The organism is Streptomyces sp. NPDC028289 (genome assembly GCF_055565975.1).
This window is the reverse complement of record NZ_JBVHTI010000004.1, coordinates 358,381-381,381: the sequence shown is the minus strand read 5'-3', so window position 1 is coordinate 381,381 and position 23,001 is coordinate 358,381. Positions and strand designations below refer to the sequence as shown.

The following is a 23,001-nucleotide window of genomic DNA, read 5'->3' as shown; positions in this document are numbered from 1 at the left end:
CCCAGGACCCAAGAAGTCTGGTTCCATACCGAGTGCGGCTTCCGACACCACGTCCGCCGTTCACCGCCGGCGAGCACACAACCGACATGCGCTGCTGCCTCCCCGTCCCCCTCGGCGCGCTCGCGGGCGTCCCCGGCCCCTGCGAGATGCTGCGCTCCGGCTTCCTCCTCGCCCCCGCCCTGCTCCGCTCCGCCCCCCGCCCCCGCCATCCCCGCTCGCTCGCCGCCGTCCACCTGGAACTGGTCACGCTCACCGAGGACCGCGCCGTCATCACCTGGCACACCGCCCTGCCCGGCACCGACGACGGCACCGGCCGCATGCTGGCCGCCGCCACCGAGGGCGAGATCATCTACGGCACCCACCCGGCCCGCCTCAACCGCACCGCAGGCGAGGACCGGCCCACCGCGCACCACCACGTCGAACTCACCGGTCTGGAGCCGGGCCAGACGTACTACTACCAGGCCCGCTCCCGCGGCGTCCCCGCCACCCCCACCGCGCTGCACCTGGTGCGCGGCAACGCGGCCGGGACCTCCCGCCACGGCCTCGACACGCCCGGCGGCCCCTACTCCTTCACCACCCCGCAGCCCCCGCCCGGCCGCCACCTGTTCTCCGTCGCCCTCTGCAACGACCTGCACATAGGCGAGACCGTCGCCGGTCTCGTGGCCGGCGTCCCCTTCCTGCGGGGAGTGGCGCAGCGGACGGGACAGACCCCCTACCCCGAACTCATGAGCCGGGCCGTGGTGGACGAGGCGCGCCGCCGCGGTGCCCAGCTGCTGCTGGCCGCCGGCGACATCTCGGCCGGCGGCGGACCGCGCGACCTGGCGGAGGCCAGACGGATCCTCGACGGCTTCGGCACCCACCGGCGGGACTACTTCACCGTCCGGGGCAACCACGACCGCGCCGCGGGCGAGGACGACGCCTTCCACCACGTGTTCGGCGTACCGGACGGGCCCGGCTGGTTCGAGCACGACGTGGCCGGACTGCGGATCATCGGCCTCGACACCTACGACAAGCGCGGCCACGGCGGTGACGCGGGCGGCCTAGGCGCCGAGCAGCTCTCCTGGTTCCGGCGCCGGTTGCGGGCCCACCGGGAACAGCCCACCGTCGTCTTCGGCCACCATCCGCTGACCGTCCGGGAGGCCCTCTTCCCGGTGAGCCCGGCACAGCGCCTCGGCCGCCGCCAGGCCCGCGCCATCCTCCGGGCCTACGCCACCGCCCCGGGCGTGTTCCTCCATCATGTGGGTCACACACACCGCAACAAGCGCACCCATGTGCCCCTTGCCCCGCAGGTGACCCAGCAGGAGGTCGGCGCCGCAAAGGAGTACCCCGGCGGTTTCTTCCTGCTGCGGATCCACAGCGGCGGCTACGCCCTCAACTTCTTCCGGGCCCGCGCCGCCGAGGCCCTGGAGTGGAACGAGCGCAGCCGCCGGCAGGCCGGGGGACTGTGGCCGTACCACGCACTCGGCCGTACGGTCGCCGACCGCAACAGCGTGGCCGCCCGCGACCTGTCCGGCATCGGCCGCCTGGTGCCGCCGTCCGCACAGTCCCGTTCCTCCCAAGGGATGACGGCCCTCCCGAACCCCCGCCTGGATGTGGCCTAGCGAGGGGCACCTCCGTAGCGTGGGGACATGTCGACCCTGTGGGAACTCATGCACGACTGCATCCCTGACGACCACGCTCGTCAGGTCACCTCCCGCTACTACCTCGACGAAGCCATGAGCTCGCCGCGGGCACCGGACCGGGTGGTCGACCTCGGCTGCGGACGGGGCACGTCGGCCGAGCTCTTCCGCAAGCACGACTCCGGCGTCCGCTGGGTGGGAGTCGACATCCGCGATTCCCCAGAGGCCGCCCAGCGCCAGGCCGGGGGCGACAGCGTGGTGTACTTCGACGGCGTCCACCTGCCGTTCCGCTCCGGCGCGGTACCGCTCGTCTACTCCCACCAGGTCTTCGAGCACGTGGCCCGGCCCAGGGAACTGCTCGCGGAGGTGGGCCGGGTGCTGAGCCCGGGCGGGCTGTTCATCGGCAGCACCTCCCAGTTCGAGCCGTACCACTCCTTCAGCCTGTGGAACTACACGCCCTACGGGTTCCGGGTGCTGGTGGAGGAGGCCGGCCTCGCCCTGGAGGAGATCCGGCCCTCGCTCGACGGCGTGACACTGATCATGCGCACCTACCACGGCTCGCGGAAGAAGGAGTACGGCCGCTTCTGGCAGACGGAGTCACCGCTCAACACGGAGATCGACGCCTGGGCCCGCAAGAGCAAGCGGGACACGGCCCTGGTGAACCTCCGCAAGCTCACGTTCTGCGGCCAGTTCGCGTTCCGGGTGAGCAAGCCCGTTGCGCCTGCCTGACATCGGGGGCGCGCCGTCCGCCGAAATCCTTTGCGGCACCGCGCCGTCGTACCCGAGGATCGGCGTCATGCCCACCTTCACCGCAGCCGACGGGACCCGACTCGCCTACCACGTCAGAGGGGAGGGCGAACCTCTCGTGGTGCTGCCGGGCGGCCCCATGCGGGCCTCCGCCTACCTGGGGGACCTCGGCGGGCTGACCGCCCACCGCCGCCTGGTCCTCCTCGACCTGCGGGGGACCGGCGACTCCGCCCTGCCCGCCGACCCGGCCTCGTACCGCTGCGACCGATTGGTCGACGACGTGGAGATGTTGCGCGCCCACATGGGGCTCGACCACATGGACGTACTGGCGCACTCGGCCGGCGCAAGCCTGGCCGTCCTCTACGCGGCGGCCCAGCCGCAGCGGGTGCGGCGGCTCGCACTGATCACCGGAAACCCCTCGGCCCTGGGCCTGCGGGCCACCCCGGAGGACCGGCTGGCTGCGGCCCGGCTGCGGGCGGGGGAACCCTGGTTCGAGGAGGCTTTCCCCGCGCTGGAGGCGTGGCTGACCGGCTCCGGGGAGTTCGACGAGGTGTTCATGCCCTTCTTCCACGGCCGCTGGGACGACGCCGCCCGGGCTCATGTCGCGGCCACCGAGAAGCAGAGCAACTTCGAGGCGGGCGACCGCTACTTCGCCGAGGGCGCCTTCACCCCGGACGCCACCCGGGCCGCCCTGCGCGCCCTCGCCGCCCCCGTCCTGGTGTACGCCGGCGAACTCGACGGCGGCCCCAGCCCCGCCCTGGCCCGCAGGGCCGCCGAGGCCTTCCCGTATGCCGAGGTCGCCGTGCAGCCCGGCGCCGGTCACTACCCCTGGCTCGACGACCCCCAGTGGTTCGTCCGCCGTACCGCCGCCTTCCTGGAGGCCTGAGCCGCACTCGGGTGCTGTGGCCCGAACGCGGTCAGGAAGCGGTCGCGGAACTTGTCCATCGCCCAGATCGGCGCGTCGGCGGCGGGCTTCAGGCCCGGCGTCCAGCCCCAGCCGGCGACCCGGTCCAGGGCCGCGGGGTCGTGGGCGACGATCGTGACAGGGACGTCCCGGCGCGGGCTGCCCGCGACGACCTCCGGGCGGGGCTGGTGGTCGCCGAGGAAGACCAGGACCGTGTTCCGGCGGGCGTGGCGCCGCATGAACCCGAACAGGCTGCGCAGCGAGTACTCGATCGATTCCCGGTACTCGGTGCGCACGCTCTGCGGATCCTTCCAGACCTCCGCCGGGTCCTTGCCCGCCTTCCGCATCGGCCCGTAGACCGAGCCGTCGCCGAGGTCCTGCCAGTCGAGCATGCGGGGGAGGGGCGCCCAGGGCTGGTGGCTGGAGGCGAGGACGATCTCCGCCATCAACGGGCGCCGGTTCCGCTTCCCGTACTCCAGGCGGTCGAAGGCCTCCAGCGTGAACTGGTCGGGGACGGGCGTCCAGCTGAAGTACGGGCCGCGGTACCCGAGGTGCGTGGAGTCGTAGGTGCGGTCGAGGCCGAAGAAACGGGCCTCCGGCCAGGCCCTGCGGACGCCCGGGACGACGCCGACCGTGCGCCACGCGCCTGTCCTGCGGAAGTACTTGTTGAGGGTCGTCCGGCCGCCCGAGACGAGATTGGCGTAACGCTGCTGGTTGTCGATCCACAGCCCGGACAGCAGCGTGGCGTGGCACATCCAGCTGCCCGCCCCGAGCACCGGGGACCGCAGCCAGCCGCTGCGCGCCTCGAAACCGGCCGCCCTGAGCGAGGCGGTGCCCTCCTGGAGGACCGCGCCGACCTGCCGCGCCATCGCCGGGTCCTCGATCGCCGTACGGCCATAGCTCTCGACGAATGTGAACAGCACGTCCTTGCCGCGCAGGCCCGTCAGCAGCCGGTCCGGCGGGGTGTTCTCGAAGGCGTCGACGGCGGCCTCCGCCGCGAAGACCCGGGCGTCCGCAAGACCGGCGCGGACCGCCCGCACACGGTCGTCCACCAGCTGGGCGTCGAGCGTCGAGGCGACGGGAGCGCCGCCGGCCTGGCATCCGAAGGTGGCACAGGTGACCCAGGCGACGGCCAGGACAAGGGTCGTACGCACTGCTTGCGGGCGCCGGCGCGCCATCCGCTCCGTGACCCGCATCAGGGCCAGGACGGTCGCGGCCGGGAGGGCCGCCGCGAGGAGCAGGGCCCCGACGATCGCGAGCACCTCGCTGGTCCGGCCGAAGGACTCCCGGACGTAGTCCGCCGCGTCGTCCAGCAGGATCCAGTCGAGCACCAGGTCGAACGGCCGTTGCAGCACCGAGTAGAACCCCATGTCGAGGCACTTGACCAGCGTCAGCAACCCCACCAGCGCGCCCGCCGGTACGGCCGTGACGCGCCGCGCCCGCCCGGGCAGGACCAGCAGCACGGCCGCGAGTACGATCCCCTCGGCCGGGAGGCGCAGAAACGCCGGTGGCGCGAGCAGGTCCAGCCGGTTCGGCAGCAGCAGCTCGGCCGGGAGCAGGAGGGCGGAGACGGCGGTCGTTCCCACCGTGATGCCGCGGGCGGTGCGTGGATGCCTCTGCCGCCGGACCTCGTCCGGGCCGGGATCCGCGGGCGCGGTCTCCGGCGGCCGGGCAGGCGTGGGGTGCGACACCGGAGGTCCTTCCGTGCGGTGGCCGTGACACTGTGCGCGTGATCGGCTTCGGATCGTGCGCACAGCGTACGGCCCGCGGACCGTCCCGCGGCGGTGGCACACCCGCACGGTCTACCGGTCGGCGGCCACCGCCACCTCCCGCGCCCACCGGTAGTCCGCCTTGCCGCTCGGCGACCGCTGGATGGCCTCGGCGATCACCAGCTGACGGGGCACCTTGTACCCGGCCAGCCGGCTGCGGCAGTGGGTCTGGATGTCCGTGAGGGAGGGCGGCTCGGCACCCGCGCGCAACTGCACCACGGCCGCCACATGGTTGCCCCAGGTGGCGTCGGGCACCCCGGCGACGAGCGCGTCGTAGACGTCCGGGTGCGACTTCAGCGCCTGTTCGACCTCCTCCGGGTACACCTTCTCGCCCCCGGTGTTGATGCACTGCGAGCCCCGGCCGAGCACGGTGACGACACCGTCCTCGTCGACCGTCGCCATGTCGCCGAGGAGAACCCACCTGCGGCCGTCCTTCTCGAAGAACGTCTCGGCGGTTTTCGCCGGGTCGTTGTAGTAGCCGAGCGGGACGTGCCCGCTCTGTGCGACCCGGCCGATCTCGCCCGCCGCCACCGGCTCGTGGGTCGCCGGATCGACCACCTGCGTACGGGAGTTGACGCGGACGCGGAAGCCGCTGCCGGCCCCGGAGTCGTCGGTCGCGGTGCCGTTGAATCCCGATTCGGAGGACCCGAAGTTGTTCAGCAGCATGGCGTTCGGGACGAGTTCGCTGAACTGCCGGCGCACGGTCTCGGAGAGGATCGCGCCGGAGGAGGAGACGCTGAACAGGGCGGAGCAGTCGGTGCCCTTCATGGGCCCGTTCAGGGCGTCGATCAGCGGGCGCAGCATCGCGTCGCCGACCAGGGACATGCTGGTGACCTTCTCCTTCTCGACGGTGCGCAGCACTTCCTCGGGCACGAACTTGCGGTGGATCACCACCCGCTGTCCGAAGTTGAAGCCGATGAGGGAGGTGAGGGTCGACGTGCCGTGCATCAGCGGGGGAGTGGGGAAGAAGGTGATCCCGGTACCGCCGGCCGCCACCCGCTCGGCCAGTTCCTCCGGCCGCTTCACCGGCTCGCCGGTCGGCGCCCCGCCGCCCAACCCCGCGAAGAACAGATCCTCCTGACGCCACATCACACCCTTCGGCATCCCCGTGGTGCCGCCGGTGTAGATGATGAACTGGTCGTCGCCCGAGCGCGCCGGGAACCCGCGCCCGGGTGACCCGGCGCCCTCGGCCTCCGCGAAGGGCAGGGCCTTGAGCTCCGACGTCGGCTCGCTCACGCGCACCAGGTGCCGCAGCTTCGGCGCCCGGGGCAGCGCCGCCGCCACCCGGTCGTCGAACTCCGCGTCGAAGACCAGCGCGACCAGGTCGGCGTCCCGGTAGAGGTACGCCAACTCTTCCTCGACGTAACGGTAGTTGACGTTGACCGGCACGACCCGCGCCTTCATGCACCCGAACACGGTCTGGAGGTACTCGACCCCGTTGTAGAGGTGCAGGCCGAGATGCTCGCCGGGCCTGATCCCGCTGTCGATCAGATGGTGGCCGATGCGGTTGGCGGCGGCGTCCAGTTCCGCGTAGGTCAGCCGGCGTTCCGCGCCCGTACCGGGGTGGTCGATGTACACGAGAGCCTCGCGGTCGGCAGCCACGTCGACGACCGACTCGAACAGATCGGCAAGGTTGTACTCCACCGCTCCTCCTGACCCCGGCGACCGTGACGAAGAAAGGCGCACCTGTCCGTTCGCCGGTCATCAGAGCAAAGGGCGCGGCAAGTGTGAAGGGTTCGCGCGAAGAAATCTGACTGTCTGTCAGAAAACTCTTGAAGTGCCTCCCCGGCTACTGCAACCTGTTCTCGTTCTTGTGGAGGGGAGACGATCCCTCCCGGAGGGGAGACGGTCCATGGGTGGGACGGAACACCTCACCGTGCGGCGCGAGGGCGCCACACTCGTGCTCACGCTCAACAGGCCCGAGGCGAAGAACGCGCTCTCGATCTCCATGCTCGTCGGCCTCTACGACGGCTGGATCGAGGCCGACGAGGACGACGACGTCCGCTCGATCGTGCTCACCGGGGCCGGGGGCGCCTTCTGCGCCGGGATGGACCTCAAGGCGCTGGCGGGGCGAGAGATGGCGGGCGAGCACCTGCGGGACCGGCTGAAGGCCGACCCCGACCTGCACTGGAAGGCGATGCTCCGCCATCATCGCCCGCGCAAACCGGTGATCGCCGCCGTCGAGGGGTACTGCGTCGCGGGCGGTACGGAGATCCTTCAGGGGACCGACATCAGGGTGGCGGGCGAGTCCGCGACGTTCGGACTCTTCGAGGTCCGGCGGGGGCTGTTTCCGATCGGTGGCTCCACGGTGCGGCTGCAGCGGCAGATCCCGCGCACGCACGCGCTGGAGATGCTGCTCACCGGGCGGCCGTACAGTGCCCGGGAGGCGGCGGACATCGGGCTCGTCGGGCATGTCGTGCCGGACGGCTCGGCGCTCGGGAAGGCGCTGGAGATCGCCGAACAGATCAACGCGTGCGGGCCGTTGGCGGTCGAGGCGGTCAAGGCGTCGGTGTACGAGACGGCGGAGATGACGGAGACGGACGGGCTGGCCGCCGAGCTCGAGCGCGGGTGGCCGATCTTCGATACGGCGGATGCGAAGGAAGGTGCCCGGGCCTTCGCGGAGAAGCGGGTGCCTGATTACAAGCGTGCGTAGCGCTGCGCCGGCCTGGGCCGTCCGGAAGCTGCGGGCCGGTGGGGGCTTGTCGCGCAGGTCCTCCCCCAGCCTTCGGCCGGGGGTACCCCCAGCGCCCCCTACGGGGCGCTGCACATCGACCTTTCAAGGAGGCAAGCCCCTATGCCCGAAGTCCTCAAAGCCCCCCTCGTCGTCGAGTTTCCCTTCACCCGGTCCCTCGGCCCCGTCCAGAGTGCCTTTCTCACCGGACTGCGTGAGCGTGTCGTCCTCGGGGTGAAGAGCGGTGACGGCCGCGTCCTCGTGCCACCCGTCGAGTACGACCCCGTGACCGCCGAGGAGATCCGGGACCTGGTCGAGGTCGCGCCCACCGGCACCGTCACCACCTGGTCCTGGAACCACGAACCGCGCCGCGGCCAGCCACTGGACACCCCCTTCGCCTGGGTCATGGTCCGGCTCGACGGGGCCGACACCGCCCTGCTGCACGCGCTCGACGTCCCCGGCCCCGACGCCGTCCGTACCGGGATGCGGGTCCGCGTCCGCTGGGCGGGCGAGCGGTCCGGCGCCATCACCGACATCGCCTGCTTCGAGCCGTACGACGGTGAACCGGCCGACGTGACAGGGCACAGCGGTGAGTTCGAGGACGCAGTCCACGGCATCGTCGCCCACGCCCGCCTCGACTACACCTACTCGCCCGGCCGCGCCCAGTCCGCCTACATCGACGCCCTGTCGTCCCGCCGGACGTTCGGTGAGCGCTGTCCCTCCTGCCGGAAGGTGTACGTCCCGCCCAGGGGGGCGTGCCCCACATGTGGGGTGGCCACATCGGAACAGGTCGAGGTGGGTCCCGGCGGCACGGTCACCACCTTCTGCATCGTCAACATCAAGGCGAAGAACCTCGACATCGAGGTGCCGTACGTCTACGCGCACATCGCCCTCGACGGTGCCGGCCTCGCCCTGCACGGCCGGATCGGCGGGATCCCCTACGACCAGGTGCGGATGGGGCTCAGGGTCGAACCGGTGTGGACCGAGGGGGCCCGCTATCCCGACCACTACCGGCCCACCGGCGAGCCGGACGCGGACTACGAGACGTACAAGGAGCTGCTGTGATGCGTGACATAGCACTGGTCGCCTTCGCGCAGACCGACCACCGCCGCACCAGCGAGGACCTCTCCGAGGTCGAGATGCTCATGCCCGTGCTGCACGACGTACTCGAACAGACCGGGCTGAAGACCGCCGACATCGGCTTCACCTGCTCCGGCTCCAGCGACTACCTGGCCGGCCGCGCCTTCTCCTTCACCCTCGCCCTCGACGGCGTCGGCGCCTGGCCGCCCATCTCCGAGTCGCACGTCGAGATGGACGGCGCCTGGGCCCTGTACGAGGCCTGGACCAAGCTGCTCACCGGGGACGCCGACACCGCGCTCGTCTACTCCTACGGCAAGTCCTCACCCGGCTCCGTGCGCGACGTGCTGACCCGCCAGCTCGACCCCTACTACGTGGCCCCCCTCTGGCCGGACTCCGTCGCCCTCGCCGCCCTCCAGGCCCAGTCCCTCATCGACGCGGGCGAGACCGACGAGCCCGCGCTGGCCGCCGTCGGCGCCCGGAGCAGGGCGGACGCGCAAGCCAACTCCCATGCACAGCTGAGGGGTCCGGTGCCGCAGGGGGACTATGTCGTACGGCCGCTGCGCACCGGCGACTGCCCGCCCATCGGTGACGGCGCCGCCGCCGTGATCCTCGCGGCGGGGGAGCGGGCCCGGGAGCTGTGCGCCCGGCCCGCCTGGATCCGGGGCATCGACCACCGCATCGAGGCGCACGGTCTGGGCGTCCGTGACCTGACCGACTCGCCCTCCGCCCGGCTCGCCGCCGAGCGGGCCGGCGCCTTCGAACGGCCCGTGGACACCGCCGAGTTGCATGCGCCGTTCAGCTCGCAGGAGGTCGTGCTGCGCAAGGCGCTGCGGCTCGGCGACGACGTGCGCGTGAACCCGTCCGGCGGCGCCCTCGCGGCCAACCCGATCATGGCCGCCGGGCTGATCCGCATCGGCGAGGCCGCCGCCCGGATCCACCGCGGCGAGTCCGACCGCGCCCTCGCCCACGCCACCTCCGGGCCCTGCCTGCAGCAGAACCTGGTCGCCGTACTCGAAGGGGATCCGCGATGAGCAAGGAACCCGTGGCCGTCGTAGGGATCGGCCAGACCAGGCACGTGGCGGCCCGGCGGGACGTGTCGATCGCCGGGCTCGTCCGCGAGGCCGCGCAACGCGCTCTCGAAGACGCCGAGTTGGGCTGGTCCGACATCGACGCCGTGGTCATCGGCAAGGCGCCCGACTTCTTCGAGGGCGTGATGATGCCCGAGCTGTACCTGGCGGACGCGCTCGGAGCGGTGGGCAAACCCATGCTGCGGGTCCACACCGCGGGGTCGGTGGGCGGCTCGACCGCGCTCGTCGCGGCCAACCTCGTCGCCGCCCGCGTCCACTCCACCGTGCTGACCCTCGCCTTCGAAAAGCAGTCCGAGTCGAACGCCATGTGGGGGCTGTCCCTGCCGATCCCCTTCCAGCAGCCGCTGCTGGCCGGCGCGGGCGGCTTCTTCGCACCTCACGTGCGGGCCTACATGCGGCGCAGCGGCGCCCCGGACACCGTCGGCTCGCTGGTCGCCTACAAGGACCGGCGCAACGCGCTCAAGAACCCCTACGCCCACCTCCACGAGCACGACATCACCCTGGAGAAGGTCCAGGCGTCCCCCATGCTGTGGGACCCCATCCGCTACTCGGAGACCTGCCCCTCCTCCGACGGCGCCTGCGCCATGGTCCTCACCGACCGCGCCGGTGCCGCCCGTTCCGCGAAGCCGCCGGCCTGGATGCTCGGCGGCGCCATGCGCAGCGAGCCCACCCTGTTCGCCGGCAAGGACGCGGTGTCGCCGCAGGCCGGGAAGGACTGCGCCGCCGACGTCTACCGGCAGGCGGGGATCGCCGACCCGCGCCGGGACATCGACGCCGTCGAGATGTACGTGCCGTTCTCCTGGTACGAGCCCATGTGGCTGGAGAACCTCGGCTTCGCCGAGGAGGGCGAGGGCTGGAAACTCACCGAGTCGGGGGTCACCGAACTCGACGGTGACCTCCCCGTCAACATGTCGGGCGGTGTCCTGTCCACCAATCCGATCGGCGCCTCCGGGATGATCCGGTTCGCCGAAGCCGCCCTCCAGGTGCGCGGCCAGGCCGGAGAACACCAGGTGGACGGCGCCCGGAAGGTGCTCGGCCACGCCTACGGCGGCGGCTCCCAGTTCTTCTCCATGTGGCTCGTCGGCGCCGCCGCCCCCGACAACTGAAAGGACCCGTTCACGTGGCCTGTTGAGTGCCGGAACCGAAAGCTAGGCTGGCCGCGGACGACGAATTCGGGAGGAGCACGGACGTGGCCGAGAGCACCATCCAGCAGCAGCGGGCAGTGGGCTGGGACAAGCCGGAGCTGGATCTCAGCGGGGCCGACTGGCAGTCCAGCAGCCGGGGCCTGGGGGATGTCCAGATCGCCTTTGTCGAGGGATTCATCGCGATGCGCAACAGCGGCAGCCCACAGAGCCCTTCCCTGATCTTCACCCCCGCCGAATGGGGCGCTTTCGTGTCGGGGGCCCGGGAGGGCGAGTTCGACCTCACCTGAGCGCCTGCTCCTGGTGCCGCCGTTGCGGCAGAGAGGTGAACCAGGGGGTGTTCCGCAAGGATTTCCGGACACGTGACCAGCAGCGCCCTTCCGGGGCCGCCGCCTGAGACAGGCTGGCCCCGGACGGGGAAGGTCGTATTCCGGAGGTGAGGAACGATGAGCGCTGCGCCGGTCATCGCCGCGGCGGACGGTTCGGACGACAGCCTGCGCGCCCTGGACTGGGCCGTGCAGGCGGCCCGGCAGCGGGACGCACCGCTGCGGGTGGTCCACGTCCGCCAGTACGCCGCCTGGGGGCAGCCCGACGTCCTGGTCGCCGGGGAACCGGACGAGGGGGGCGACCCCGTGCTCGACGAGGTCCGGGGCCGGCTGCGCACCGGTGCCGTCGGACTGACCGTCGAGTACGTCGCCCTGGAGGGCGCCCCGAGCGCGCTGCTGCCCGAACTGGGCGCCGACGCCCAGCTGTTGGTGCTCGGCTCACGGGGCCGCGGCGGCTTCGCCGGCCTGCTGCTCGGCTCCAACGGCATGGCCGCCGCCCGCGACGCCGGATGCCCGGTGGTCGTCGTACCCCGGCCCGGGCGGCAGGTGCACGAGGAACTGCCCGCCGAGCCAGGGCCCCGGGTCGTCGTCGGCCTGGACGTGGACAGCCCCGACGACGCCACCCTCGCCTTCGCCTTCACGGAGGCCGACCGGCGCGGCGCCCGGCTCCAGGTGATCGCCGCCTACCCGTGGCCGGTGCAGAGCTGGTTCGCGGCCGGGGAACTCGTCCCGCCGGCCGTCGACCGGGACGAGGTCGAGCAGGAGACCCGCACCCTCGCCGAGGGCTTCCTCGCCCCGCACCTCAAGGACCGGCCGAACCTGCGCGCCGACGTCCTCGCGCTGCCCGGCGACGCGGCCGGCCTGCTGGTCGCCGCCTCGAAGGACGCCGCGCTGGTCGTCGTCGGCCGGCACCGCCGGCGCCTGCTCGCCCCGGCCCGCATGATGGGCTCCGTCACCCACGCCGTGCTGCTGCACGCGGCCGCCCCGGTCGCGGTGGTCCCGCCGTCGCCGCCGCAGGAGTGATGTCAAGTGCCTTCGCCCAGTTACCGTCAGTAGGGAGCGGATCACCGCCGTGAAGCGTACGCTGAGCTGCCTGCAAGCCACGGTGCGCGCCCGCCCCCCGCGCTCGCGTACCACCGTGGCGGGGGGTGGTCATGGGACAGCGGGTCCTGCGGAACCGACGGACGCTCTACGAGCGTGACAGCGAACTCGCCGCCGTCGACGAGGCGCTGGCCGAGCTCACCGGCCTGGGCACGGACGGCGCGGCACCGGGCGACCGGCAGCTCGGCGCGCTGCTCGCCTTCGCCGGCCGGGCCGGCATCGGAAAGACCACCCTGCTCGCCGAGGTCCGCCGCCGCGCCGCCGCCCAGGGCTGCACCGTGCTCTCCGCGCGCGGCGGCGACCAGGAACAGCGCGTCGCCTTCCACGTCGCCCGCCAGCTCCTGCAACCCCGCCTCGCCGGCGCCCCCGAGGCCGAACTCCGCGCCTCACTGGGCAGTTGGTACGACATCGTCGGCCCCGCCCTGGGCCTGTGCGCCCCGACCGAAGGCGCCCCGCCCGACCAGCAGGGCCTGCGCGACGGCCTCGACTGGGTGCTCACCCATCTCGCCGTGCGCCAGGCCCCGATGGTCCTCGTCCTCGACGACGCCCACTGGGCCGACCCCGAATCCCTGGGCTGGCTCGCCGCGTTCGCACCGCGCGCCGAGCAACTCCCGCTGCTCGTCGTCGTCGCCTACCGGCCCGACGAACTCCCCGAGCACGCCGACGCGTTCCGCGGCCTGCCCGGACGGGCGGGCGGCCGCCCGCACGGCCTCGAACCGCTCAGCGCCGACGCCGTGGCCGTCCTGGTCCGCGAGAGCCTCGGCGACCACGCCGACGACGCCTTCTGTCACGAGTGCTGGGCCGTCACCGCAGGCAACCCCTTCGAGGCCGTCGAGCTGACCGCCAAGGTCCACGACCGGGGCCTCGACCCCACCGAGGCCGGCGCACCCCTGCTGCGCGACCTCGCCGCCGCCGTCAAGGGCAGCGGCCTGATCGCCCGCCTCGAACGCCTGGGCCCCTCCGCCGTCCGGTTCTCCTGGGCCTGCGCCGTCCTCGGCACCGAGATCCATCCCACGCTCGCCGCCGCCGTCGCAGGCCTCGGCCACGAGGAGGCCGCCGACGCCGCCGACGCCCTGCGCGGCGCCCGCGTCCTCACCGGGGCCGAGACCCTGGAGTTCGTCCACCCCCTGATCGCCACCGCCGTCTACCGGGCCATCCCGCCCGCCACCCGGGTCGCCCTGCACGGCCAGGCCGCCTGGTGCGTGACCGACGACGGCCAGGGCGCCACCGCCGCCGCCCGCCACCTCCTGGAGACCCACCCCGAGGGCGACACCTGGGTCGTCCGGCAGCTGCGCGCCGCCGCCGGCGAGACGCTCCGGGCCGGCGCCCCCGACACAGCCCGCGCCTACCTCGCCCGCGCCCTGCGCGAACCCCCGCCCGCCAAGGAGCGCGCGGCAGTCCTCCACGAACTGGGCAGCGCCTCCCTCCTGACCGAACCGGCCACCACCGTCAACCACCTGCGCGCGGCCCTTCAGGAACCCATCGCCGAGCCCGCGCTGCGCCACCACATCGTCTACCGCCTCTCCCAGGTCCTCGCCCACAGCGACCGCCTCGCCGAGGCCTCCGAGACCCTCGCCCGCGAGATCCACGTGACCGGCGACGCCCGGGTACGGCTCCGCATGCTCTCCGAACAGTTCATGTGGGACGCCTTCCGCGCCGACGAACCCGATCACCCCTCCCGGTCCCGTCGGCTGACCCGGCTCGCCGACCGGCTCCGGGGCCGCGACCTCACCGAGCGGTACGTCATCGGACTGCGCACCTGGGACGCCGTCCAGCGCGGCGAACCCGCCGACGTCGCCCTCCAGCACGCCGAACGCGCCCTGGCCGGCGGCCTCGGCTGGGCGGAGGCCGACCGCGGGTTCGAGGTCCCCGTCCTCGTCGCCCTCGCCTTCATGTACGCCGACCGGCCCGACCGCACGGAGGAACTCTTCGCCGCCGGGATCGCCGACTTCGAACGCCAGGGCTGGCGTGGCGCCCACCTCTCCTTCGCGTACACCCTCCTCGGCTACGTCCGCTACCGGCGCGGGCGCCTCGCCGAGGCCGAGGAACACGCCCGCTCCGGCCTGGGCCTCGCCGAACGAGTCGGCCCCGGGACCCCGGCCCACTGGTACGCCGTCGGCATCCTGATCCAGACCCTGCTGGCCCGCGGCCGCACCGACGAGGCCGCCCGCCTCGCCGAGGACCACGCCTTCCGGGAGCCCTTCCCGGCGGCCGTGGTCTTCCCCGACGCCCAGACGGTCTACGGCGAGCTGCTCCTCGCCCGCGGTCTCACGAAGGACGCGGCGGCCGAACTCTCCGCGGCCGGGCGCCGCCTCGAACCACGCGGCATCCGCAACCCCTCCTGGTGCCCCTGGCAGCTCCACCTGGCCCGCGCCGAGGCCCACGACGCTCCGGAACGCGCCCTCACCACGGCCCTGGACGCCCTGACCCGCGCCCGCCGCTTCGGCGCCCCGTCCGCGATCGGCCAGGCCCTGCGTACAGCGGCAGAGGTCTCGACCGGCGAGACCCGCCTGGCCTACCTGCGCGAGTCGGTGGCCTACCTGGACCGCTCCCCGGCCGCCTACGAGCTCGCCTGCGCCCTGGTCGCGCTGGGCACCGAACTCCACGACGCCGCCCACCTGCGCCGAGGACTCGAAACCGCCCGCCAGTGCGGCGCCGACGGCTTGGCGGCCGCGGCACGGGCCGAGTTGGCAGCGACGGAAGCGGCAACTCTGTAGCGGGCACCGACACCGACCCACCCGGGGCGTGCGGCGGGCGTCGTCTGCGGCATACCCAGGGTGGTGTGGCGGGCGTCGACTGCGACATCCCCAGGGGCGCGGGGAACTGCGCGACAAGCCACGATGGCGCCGCGCCCGGCAAAGGACCGCCACCCACCACGGCGATCACCGCCGCCCGGCACGGCACCGCCGAACACCACCGTCGTGGCTGACCACCGCCGCGGCGGCTCAAGAGTGCCGACGGCTCAAGCGCGCCGCACAGACGTCGGCCGACCCGCACCCCGCACTGATCCCCGCCCCACAACCCGGGCCCCGTACCATGGACCGCATGTCGTTCCTCCGTCGCCGCAGCGCCACTCCCGCCGGCCCCGAATTCGATGTTCTGGCCATGGACCCGGGTGACTGGCCCGGCAACCTCGGTGCCGGGCTGCTGCCCGCCCCCGACGGCACCTGCCAGGGCGTCTTCCTGCGCTACGACCTCTTCGGCGGCCGCGGCCCCGCGATGATCATCGGCAACCTCCCCGAGGGCTCCCCGGCCCGCGAGGTGGAGGAGGGCGAGATCCCCTTCGAGGTCGGCCAGCTCCTCCTCGCGCTGGAGAACGACGAGGACGTCACCGTCGTCGGCACCGAGGACATGCCGGTCCTGCAGGGCGACAACCTGCTGATCGTGCGGCGTCTCAAGCTCTCCGAGAGCCGGATCTCCTGCGTCCAGTTCGACCGCAGCGACGGCGTCCTGGTGACCATCGCGGCCTGGGACCGTCCGATCACCGACGACCTGTACGCCCTGCTGAAGCCGCTCCCGGCGGAGCTTTTCCAGCAGGGCTGAGGCCGGCTACTTTCCGTGGCCGTGGCCGTGGCCGTGGTGCCGCCCGGTCTTCGCGGCCGGCACCACGTCGACGTCGGCCGCACGGACGAACCCGATCCGGTGGCCGTACTGGATCTCGTAGTACAGGTCCTTGCCGACCACGACCTTGTGCGAGTCGGTGCTGAAGGTGACGGCGTAGTAGTACTCGCCCGGCACCTCGTCACCGGCCACGTACCTCTGGCCCGCCGGGATCGTGTACGGCAGCGGGGAGACCGACTGGACCGGTACCCCGGAGGGGTACGCGGACGCCTCCGGATAGGCGCGGCCGTACACCGGGATGCTGGTCAGCCCCGCCTTCGGCGTGATCACCACCCCGGTCGAGCCGACCGCCGCCGGGGCGCTCGCCGGGTTCTCGAACCAGGCCTTCTGCCCGAGGTACCAGATCGCCGTCCAGTCCCCCCAGGTGTCCGCCACCGTGTACTGCTGGCCGGTGGAGGCCCGTGAGGAGAGGTCGTTCACGTCGGTCGTCGGCGTCGTGCCCATGCCGATGTCCTTGATCAGGGCCGAGTTCTCGTCGTGGTCGGAGTACAGCCGTACCTCGCCGGACCCGTGCGCGGCGCAGGGCTGGCCCTTGGTGACGCAGCCGGTGTACGTCGGCTGGTTCGTGGCGTAGTCCGGCAGGATCGTGACCACACCGCCCGCCGCCACCCGGTGCTTCTTGCCCGCCTTGTGCTTGAAGGGGTGGTCCAGCAGCTCGAAGTAGTGCCGCCAGTCCCAGTAGGGGCCGGGGTCGGTGTGCATCCCGGGGATCGAGGACGTGGTCGGGCCCGGCACGGTGTCGTGGCCGAGGATGTGCTGCCGGTCCAGCGGGACGCCGTACTGCTCGGAGAGGTACTTCACCAGCCGGGCCGAGGAGCGGTACATCGCCTCCGTGTACCAGGCGTCCGGCGAGGCGAGGAAGCCCTCGTGCTCGATGCCGATCGACTTCGCGTTGATGTACCAGTTGCCCGCGTGCCAGGCCACGTCCTTCGCCTTGACGTGCTGGGCGATCAGACCGTCGGTGGAGCGGATGGTGTAGTTCCATGACACATAGGTGGGGTCCTGTACCAGCTTGAGGGTGGTGTCCCAGGAGCCCTCGGTGTCGTGGATGACGATGTACTTGATGCTCTGCGAGGCCGGCCGGTCGGCGAGGTCGTGGTTGCCGTAGTCGTCGTCCCCGAACTGCGCGTAGGGCGCGGGGATCCACTCGCACGACACCGTTGTCGGGCACTCCGTCCCGTCGTCCGCCGCCGTGGTGCGCAGCCCGGTCAGCTCCAGCTGCGCGGTGTCGGCCCGCAGCCCCGGCTGGGCGGCGAGGGCGACGAACTGTCCGGCGTCGGTGGTGCGCTCCTCGCCCGTGTGGAGGACGTCGAACACCTCGTTGGCGTACGCCGCCGCGGTCGCCGTGTCGTCGGCCCCGGAGAAGCGGGCGATCGCGCCGTACCAGTGCGCCGGATCGGCGCTGAACGGCTGGTGCAGGTCCCGCTGGGCAGCCGCGAGCAGGGCAGCGCCGCCGGCCACGTTCGCTGTCGCGTCGGTGCGCAGTCGCTCGGCCGGGATCCCGGTGAGCGCGGCGGCCTTCGGCAGGGTCTTGAGGCGGGCCGGGAGCGCGGAGTTCTGCGGGACCTGCACGCTGGGGCGGAGGGCGGGGCGGGCGCTGTCGCCGCGGGCGTCCTCGGTGCCGTCGGCGAAGTGCTCGGTGGCCGTCGCCAGCGCGGTGTGCGCGTCGGTGAGGTGCATCGGGCCGTAGCCGCCGGTCACGCTGGGCGCGCCGGCGTGCGTGTCCCAGCGGGACTGGAGGTAGGAGACGGCGAGCAGCACGCTCTGCGGTACGTGGTACTCGGTGGCGGCGGACGCGAACGCCCGCTGGAGCAGCCCGGCGGCGGACTCGCCGGTGTCCGGGGGCGGTGCCGCGCCCAGCAACGGCAGCAGCAGAGCCGCGGCGGCGACGGCCCCGGCCGTCCTGCGCGTACGTCTGCCGCGGTGCGGGGGTGCGGGCTCGGTGACGGATCCTCGCAATGCAGCCTCCTGGGGCGACGGGGCGTGCGGGGCTGAGCGTGGCTCAGTGGTACCGGCTTGCCGACGATCCGTCAATCATGCCCAGAGAGACTGGAATTCCCATGTCATACGATGATCGTGGGAGTTTCGCGGTGGCGGCCCGCAGGCCTGCGGGGCGTCAGTGGCGTACACCAGTGGGGCGTCCCCGACCCCCCTGGAGACACCCCCGGACATGCGAGGATCCGCGGTGCGCAGTTGCCCTGAGCGCACCGCGGATCCTCGTCCCCGTCAGCGAGTGCCGACCGCCGCGCGCACGGCCCGGCGGGCCAGCTGGCAGTCGTCGTGCAGCCGCCGGAGCAGCAGCCGCTGTTCCTCGCCGGTCGGCGCGGCGCCCGGGTGGGCCGTACCCGGTGCCGCCGGGGTCGCGTCGTGCATCGAACGCTGCACGGCGGTCTCGTAGGTCCGGATCTCCCGGGTGAGGACCAGCATCAGGTTCACCAGGAAGGCGTCCCGGGACGCCGGCCCCGCCGACTGGGCGATCTGGCTGATCTGACGACGCGCCACCGGGGCGTCGCCGAGGACCGACCAGAGCGTGGCCAGGTCGTACCCCGGCAGATACCAGCCCGCGTGCTCCCAGTCCACCAGCACTGGACCGGCCGGGGACAGCAGGATGTTCGAGAGCAGGGCGTCGCCGTGGCAGAACTGGCCCATCCCCTGGCGGCCCGCCGCGACCGCGATGCCGTGCAGCAGCTTCTGCAGGTCGCCCATGTCCCGGTCGGTGAGCAGACCCAGCTCGTGGTACCGGGCGATACGGGCCGGGTAGTCGACCGGGGCGTCGAAGGTGCCCGCCGGGGGCCGCCACGCGTTCAGCCGGCAGATCGCGCCCAGCGCGGCCCGGATGTCCGTCCGGGGCGGAGCCTCCACAGGGTGGCGCTGGATCGCCGCCACCCGGCCGGGCATCCGCTCGATCACCAGTGTGCAGTTGTCCGGATCCGCCGCGATCAGCCTCGGCACCCGGATCGGCGGCCGGTGCCGGACGAACGAGCGGTATGCGGCTATTTCGTGGCGGGTCCGCTCCGCCCAGGCGGGGGAGTGGTCCAGTAGACACTTCGCCACGGCCGTGCTGCGCCCCGTCGTCCCGACGAGGATCACGGACCGCCCGGTGCGGCGCAGCACCTGCACCGGAGCGAACTCCGGACAGATCCGGTGCACCGACGCGATCGCGGTGCGCAGCTGCGCCCCCTGGGGGCCGGAGAGGTCGAGTCTCCCGCTGAGGGGCTGGGTGCCGAGACCCGCGGCGCGCCGCTGCCGGCCCACGACCGGTACGGCGGCCCCGGGACGCGCGGGGTCGAGATAGGGTCCGCCGCCCGCCGGGCGGGGGCGCAGCGACCGGGGCGGAGCGGACACGGAGGACGATGCTGCGTACATGGGCGATACAGATCCCTTCGTGTACCTGCGGTGCCTGCCTGAGAAGTCCTGTGAGGGGTTCTCGCGCCCAGCCCGTCCCGGCCGCCCGGGCACACCCTGGGGAGTGTGCCCGTCGAGTGGCGACCGGGTCGGGGTGGCGCGTTCCTACCTGACACCCGTTGCCCAGTGGCACACCATCTGGCGCACCCTGGCGAACCGTGGCGAATAGTCGCCCGGCAACCGGCACCGGGCTACTGTCAACTCAGCCGAGAACCTGGGGGCTTGACGTGACCGGAGAACCCAACACCCGCCTCTCGGACCTGTTCGGCCTGGCCGGCTGGTCCAAGGGCGAACTCGCGAGGCTGGTCAACCGGCAGGCGGCGGCCATGGGCCACCCCCAGCTGGCGACCGACACCTCCCGGGTGCGGCGGTGGATCGACACGGGAGAGATCCCGCGCGATCCGGTGCCGCGGGTGCTGGCGGCCCTGTTCACCGAGCGTCTCGGCCGTGTCGTGACCATCGAGGACCTCGGTCTGGTACGGCACGGGCGTACGGGAAAACGGCCGGACGACGGGAACGTGGAACATCCCGACGGCATGCCGTGGGCGCCCGAACGAACCGCCGCGGTCCTCACCGAATTCACGGGAATGGACCTCATGCTCAACCGACGCGGCTTGGTGGGTGCGGGTGCCGCGCTCACCGCGGGATCCGTACTCAGCAGCGCCATGTACGAGTGGCTGCACACCGACCCCACACTCAAGGCCGACGCCCCCGTCCTCGACGATCCTCTGCACGCCGACCCCGCCGGGTTCGACCGCTACGAGGCCGCCCCCATCGGGTCCGAGGAGATGGAGGAACTGGAGCGCTCCGTCGAGGTGTTCCGCGCCTGGGACGCGGCCCGCGGCGGCGGACTGCAGCGCAAGGCAGTGGTGGGACAGCTCAACGAGGTGGGCGGCATGCTCGCCTACCGCCACCCCGAGCATCTCCAGCGGCGCCTGTGGGGCGTCGCCGCCAACCTCGCCGTCCTCGCGGGCTGGATGTCGCACGACGTCGGCCTGGAGCCCACGGCCCAGAAGTACTTCGTCATCGCCGCCCATGCGGCCCGTGAGGGCGGCGACCGGCCGCGTGCCGGGGAGGCGCTCTCCAGAGCGGCTCGCCAGATGGTGCACCTCGGCCGGCCCGACGACGCACTCGACCTGATGAAGCTCGCCAAGTCCGGCTCGGGCGACGAGGTGCTGCCGCGCACCCGGGCGATGCTGTACACCATCGAGGCCTGGGCACAGGCGTCGATGGGCAAGGGCCAGGCGATGCGCCGCACCCTCGGCCAGGCGGAGGACCTCTTCGTCTCCGACCGGGCCGACGTGCCGCCGCCGAGCTGGATGCAGATGTTCAGGGAAGAGGACCTGTACGGCATGCAGGCCCTCGCCTACCGCACGCTCGCCGAGCACGACCCGGCCGCGGCCGTGCACGCCCAGCACTACGCGGAGAAGGCCCTGGCCCTGCGGATCGACGGCCGCCAGCGGTCGAAGATCTTCGACTTCCTGTCCATGGCCTCCGCCTGCTTCATCGCGGACGACCCCGAGCAGGCGGACCGTTACGCCCGGCTGGCCCTGATGTCGATGGGGTCGAACTCCTCCCACCGCACCTGGGACAGGCTGCGCCAGATGTACCGGCTCACCGCCGAGTACGCCGGCTACCCGAGGATCCAGGAACTGCGGGAGGAGATCAAGCTGGCCCTGCCGAAGGCCAGGAGCAAGGGGAACCACAACAGCGCACAGGCATAGGGAGCAGTCTGCGCGCTCGACACGAACCGGCTGATGACGTCAGGGCGGCAACCGCTGCCCGTCGCTGTTCTTCCTATTCACCCACCTTGGCGACGAGCATGCAGGCCTCGTCCTCGCGCTCGCTCTCGCCGAACTCCTCGACCACGGCCCTGACACAGTCCTGGGCGGTGCGCGCCGCCCCGAACCGCGGGCCCAGGCCGAGGAGCGCGCCCAGAGAGTCCGCTCCGCTGTGCCCGGGCACCACCCCGTCGGTGTGCAGCAGGAGCAGATCGCCCGGTTCCAGGGTCACTTCGGCCTGCCCGTAGCCGGCTCCCGAGGTGACACCGAGCAGCACGCCGTCCGGCGCGCTGAGCGCACACCCCGTCCCGCCGCGGAACAGCAGCGGGGCGGGGTGTCCTGCCTGTGCCCAGGTCAGGGTGCGGGTGGCGGGCCGGTAGCGGCAGCAGACGGCGCTGCCCAGCGCGGGTTGCACGGTGGCGTCGAGTAACTGGTTCAGCAGGGACATGAGCTGCCCCGGCTGGGTGCCGGCCATCGCCATACCGCGTACGGCGCCCAGCAGCATCGTCATGCCCGAGGCGACGGCGACGCCGTGTCCGGTGAGGTCGCCGACGCTCAGCAGGGTGTCGCCGTCGGACAGCTCCAGAGCGTCGTACCAGTCGCCGCCCAGCAGGGTGCCGGCCCCGGACGGCAGGTGGCGGGCGGCGACGTCGAGCGTGCCCGGCCCCCGGCGCGGCAGCCGCAGGGCACCGCGCCCGGGCGGCAGCACGGCCTCCTGGAGTTCGACGGCGAGCCGCTGTTCGGTCTCGGCCCGCCGGCGGTGCCGCTGCATAGTGTCCCGGCTCTCGCGCACCGTCCGCTGGCTGAGCCGCAGTTCGCTGACGTCCCGCAGCACGGCCCACATCGAGGCGGTGCTGCCGTCGCCGTCGAGGACGGGCTCGCCCATCATGTGGACGGTCCGCACGTTCCCGCCGGGCCGCAGGACACGGAACTCGCCGTCGATCGGCTTGGCGTCGACCAGGCAGTCGGTGACCATCGCGGTGAGCCGGGGCCGGTCCTCGTCCAGGACCAGGGACGGCAGTTCGTCGAGGGTGAGCGCGGGCGCGGCCGGGTCACGGCCGAGGATCTGGTAGAGCTCGCCGGACCAGCTGGCCTCGTCCGTAAGGAGGTTCCACTCCGCGCTGCCGACCCGGCTGAGCAGCGAGCCCGGGGCGGGCGCGGAGCTGTGGGCGGGTGCCGCCTCCGCACCGGCCGGCAGCGGGGCCGGTCCGTCCCGCAGCTGGGCCAAGTGTTCGTCCAGGTCGTTCAGTTGATGGAGTGCCAGGTCGTACAGGGCCCGCTGCCAGCGCTCCTCGGGGTCCGAACCCGAGCTCCGGGTGTCCCGCCGCACCGCGTCCACGTCACCCTTGAGCCGCCGCGTCTGCGATATCAACGCCTCGACCGAGCCGCGCCCGGGCGGCTGGCCTGCGGGGCGGTCCGCGGAGACATGGGACGGCATGACGCACTCCGATGCGGATGGGGGTCCCCCCGCTCGAGCGAAGTCGAGAGTGGGGGAGTACGGCCAAGGCGGACGGTGGGACCGGTTACGACTGTTGCACAGCCCGCGACGCCCCGTAAGGGATTTGGCAACACACGATACGGTGGTGCTTCTGGCATATGCCAGAGTCTTCATGGGCTGGTCGACCCATATGAAAGGTGTACGCGACCGCTGGCCGAAGTCGTAGTGGGGCTACGCGATTTGACGGGCGCCATGAGGTCTCCGGGTCGCGCTCGGGCGGTTGTTCGACGCCTCTGTGTTCACAGTGTC

Annotated in this window: 17 protein-coding genes; 12 read left to right on the top strand and 5 right to left on the bottom strand. The window is 72.5% G+C overall.

The features are described from left to right. Positions 1 to 86 precede the first annotated feature (86 nt). The 3 genes from ACZ4UV_RS21665 to ACZ4UV_RS21655 all read left to right on the top strand — a co-directional run bounded on the left by ACZ4UV_RS21665 (position 87) and on the right by ACZ4UV_RS21655 (position 3,252). Positions 87 to 1,601 (top strand): purple acid phosphatase family protein, encoded by a 1,515-nt coding sequence (locus ACZ4UV_RS21665; protein ID WP_467839875.1) that lies wholly within the window; start codon positions 87 to 89, stop codon positions 1,599 to 1,601. A gap of 27 nt (positions 1,602 to 1,628) precedes the next feature. Then, positions 1,629 to 2,348 (top strand): class I SAM-dependent methyltransferase, encoded by a 720-nt coding sequence (locus tag ACZ4UV_RS21660; protein ID WP_390038926.1) that lies wholly within the window; start codon positions 1,629 to 1,631, stop codon positions 2,346 to 2,348. A gap of 67 nt (positions 2,349 to 2,415) precedes the next feature. Next, the gene (locus ACZ4UV_RS21655; RefSeq protein WP_390038924.1) at positions 2,416 to 3,252 is read left to right on the top strand and encodes an alpha/beta fold hydrolase; all 837 of its coding nucleotides are present in this window, start codon (positions 2,416 to 2,418) and stop codon (positions 3,250 to 3,252) included. Here the strand turns inward: ACZ4UV_RS21655 and ACZ4UV_RS21650 are convergent. Then, positions 3,189 to 4,961 carry an alkaline phosphatase family protein gene (locus ACZ4UV_RS21650; RefSeq protein WP_467839870.1) on the bottom strand — a complete coding sequence of 591 codons (1,773 nt, stop codon included), beginning with the start codon at positions 4,959 to 4,961 and terminating at the stop codon, positions 3,189 to 3,191. The genes ACZ4UV_RS21655 and ACZ4UV_RS21650 overlap by 64 nt on opposite strands. A 111-nt stretch (positions 4,962 to 5,072) precedes the next feature. Next, positions 5,073 to 6,683 carry an acyl-CoA synthetase gene (locus ACZ4UV_RS21645; protein WP_451018165.1) on the bottom strand — a complete coding sequence of 537 codons (1,611 nt, stop codon included), beginning with the start codon at positions 6,681 to 6,683 and terminating at the stop codon, positions 5,073 to 5,075. A 208-nt stretch (positions 6,684 to 6,891) separates the two neighbouring features. Here ACZ4UV_RS21645 and ACZ4UV_RS21640 point away from each other — a divergent pair, with 208 nt between their 5' ends. From ACZ4UV_RS21640 to ACZ4UV_RS21605, 8 genes are all read left to right on the top strand, one after another. Continuing rightward, entirely contained in the window at positions 6,892 to 7,692 is an 801-nt protein-coding gene (locus ACZ4UV_RS21640; protein ID WP_451018166.1) for a crotonase/enoyl-CoA hydratase family protein, read from the top strand. A gap of 141 nt (positions 7,693 to 7,833) precedes the next feature. Further along, the gene (locus ACZ4UV_RS21635; protein ID WP_467839867.1) at positions 7,834 to 8,775 is read left to right on the top strand and encodes a Zn-ribbon domain-containing OB-fold protein; all 942 of its coding nucleotides are present in this window, start codon (positions 7,834 to 7,836) and stop codon (positions 8,773 to 8,775) included. Next, on the top strand, positions 8,775 to 9,821 hold the full coding sequence (locus tag ACZ4UV_RS21630) for a thiolase domain-containing protein (RefSeq protein WP_390038914.1): 1,047 nt from the start codon (positions 8,775 to 8,777) through the stop codon (positions 9,819 to 9,821). The genes ACZ4UV_RS21635 and ACZ4UV_RS21630 overlap by 1 nt, the downstream gene beginning before the upstream one ends. Further along, positions 9,818 to 10,984 carry a thiolase domain-containing protein gene (locus ACZ4UV_RS21625; protein ID WP_351494958.1) on the top strand — a complete coding sequence of 389 codons (1,167 nt, stop codon included), beginning with the start codon at positions 9,818 to 9,820 and terminating at the stop codon, positions 10,982 to 10,984. The genes ACZ4UV_RS21630 and ACZ4UV_RS21625 overlap by 4 nt, the downstream gene beginning before the upstream one ends. A gap of 83 nt (positions 10,985 to 11,067) precedes the next feature. After that, the gene (locus ACZ4UV_RS21620) at positions 11,068 to 11,310 is read left to right on the top strand and encodes a DUF397 domain-containing protein (protein ID WP_451018859.1); all 243 of its coding nucleotides are present in this window, start codon (positions 11,068 to 11,070) and stop codon (positions 11,308 to 11,310) included. Positions 11,311 to 11,466: 156 nt separating this feature from the next. Then, on the top strand, positions 11,467 to 12,369 hold the full coding sequence (locus ACZ4UV_RS21615; RefSeq protein WP_467839863.1) for a universal stress protein: 903 nt from the start codon (positions 11,467 to 11,469) through the stop codon (positions 12,367 to 12,369). A 131-nt stretch (positions 12,370 to 12,500) separates the two neighbouring features. Further along, a complete protein-coding gene (locus ACZ4UV_RS21610; protein ID WP_467839861.1) occupies positions 12,501 to 15,164 on the top strand; it encodes an ATP-binding protein in 2,664 nt (887 codons plus the stop codon). Between the two features lie 328 nt (positions 15,165 to 15,492). Beyond that, positions 15,493 to 15,990, top strand: coding sequence for a glycosyltransferase family protein (locus ACZ4UV_RS21605; RefSeq protein ID WP_093507815.1), 498 nt, complete (start codon positions 15,493 to 15,495; stop codon positions 15,988 to 15,990). 6 nt (positions 15,991 to 15,996) lie between these two features. Here ACZ4UV_RS21605 and ACZ4UV_RS21600 read toward each other — a convergent pair whose 3' ends face one another. Together ACZ4UV_RS21600 and ACZ4UV_RS21595 are read right to left on the bottom strand one after the other, a co-directional pair. Continuing rightward, positions 15,997 to 18,027: an N-acetylmuramoyl-L-alanine amidase gene (locus tag ACZ4UV_RS21600; protein ID WP_467839858.1), complete on the bottom strand. Its 2,031-nt coding sequence runs from the start codon at positions 18,025 to 18,027 to the stop codon at positions 15,997 to 15,999. 267 nt (positions 18,028 to 18,294) lie between these two features. Continuing rightward, positions 18,295 to 19,434, bottom strand: a complete 1,140-nt coding sequence (locus ACZ4UV_RS21595) for an aminoglycoside phosphotransferase family protein (protein WP_451018863.1) — start codon at positions 19,432 to 19,434, stop codon at positions 18,295 to 18,297. A gap of 266 nt (positions 19,435 to 19,700) precedes the next feature. Here ACZ4UV_RS21595 and ACZ4UV_RS21590 point away from each other — a divergent pair, with 266 nt between their 5' ends. Next, positions 19,701 to 21,197, top strand: coding sequence for a DNA-binding protein NsdB (locus ACZ4UV_RS21590; protein WP_451018864.1), 1,497 nt, complete (start codon positions 19,701 to 19,703; stop codon positions 21,195 to 21,197). A 73-nt stretch (positions 21,198 to 21,270) separates the two neighbouring features. Here the strand turns inward: ACZ4UV_RS21590 and ACZ4UV_RS21585 are convergent, their stop codons facing one another. Continuing rightward, positions 21,271 to 22,692: a PP2C family protein-serine/threonine phosphatase gene (locus tag ACZ4UV_RS21585; protein WP_451018865.1), complete on the bottom strand. Its 1,422-nt coding sequence runs from the start codon at positions 22,690 to 22,692 to the stop codon at positions 21,271 to 21,273. Positions 22,693 to 23,001 lie beyond the last annotated feature (309 nt).

Coding starts and splice junctions, on each gene's coding strand:
- ACZ4UV_RS21665 (WP_467839875.1), top strand. CDS start 87: ATGCGCTGCTGCCTCCCCGTCCCCCTCGGCGCGCTCGCGGGCGTCCCC.
- ACZ4UV_RS21660 (WP_390038926.1), top strand. CDS start 1,629: ATGTCGACCCTGTGGGAACTCATGCACGACTGCATCCCTGACGACCAC.
- ACZ4UV_RS21655 (WP_390038924.1), top strand. CDS start 2,416: ATGCCCACCTTCACCGCAGCCGACGGGACCCGACTCGCCTACCACGTC.
- ACZ4UV_RS21640 (WP_451018166.1), top strand. CDS start 6,892: ATGGGTGGGACGGAACACCTCACCGTGCGGCGCGAGGGCGCCACACTC.
- ACZ4UV_RS21635 (WP_467839867.1), top strand. CDS start 7,834: ATGCCCGAAGTCCTCAAAGCCCCCCTCGTCGTCGAGTTTCCCTTCACC.
- ACZ4UV_RS21630 (WP_390038914.1), top strand. CDS start 8,775: ATGCGTGACATAGCACTGGTCGCCTTCGCGCAGACCGACCACCGCCGC.
- ACZ4UV_RS21625 (WP_351494958.1), top strand. CDS start 9,818: ATGAGCAAGGAACCCGTGGCCGTCGTAGGGATCGGCCAGACCAGGCAC.
- ACZ4UV_RS21615 (WP_467839863.1), top strand. CDS start 11,467: ATGAGCGCTGCGCCGGTCATCGCCGCGGCGGACGGTTCGGACGACAGC.
- ACZ4UV_RS21610 (WP_467839861.1), top strand. CDS start 12,501: ATGGGACAGCGGGTCCTGCGGAACCGACGGACGCTCTACGAGCGTGAC.
- ACZ4UV_RS21605 (WP_093507815.1), top strand. CDS start 15,493: ATGTCGTTCCTCCGTCGCCGCAGCGCCACTCCCGCCGGCCCCGAATTC.
- ACZ4UV_RS21595 (WP_451018863.1), bottom strand. CDS start 19,434: ATGTACGCAGCATCGTCCTCCGTGTCCGCTCCGCCCCGGTCGCTGCGC.
- ACZ4UV_RS21585 (WP_451018865.1), bottom strand. CDS start 22,692: ATGCCGTCCCATGTCTCCGCGGACCGCCCCGCAGGCCAGCCGCCCGGG.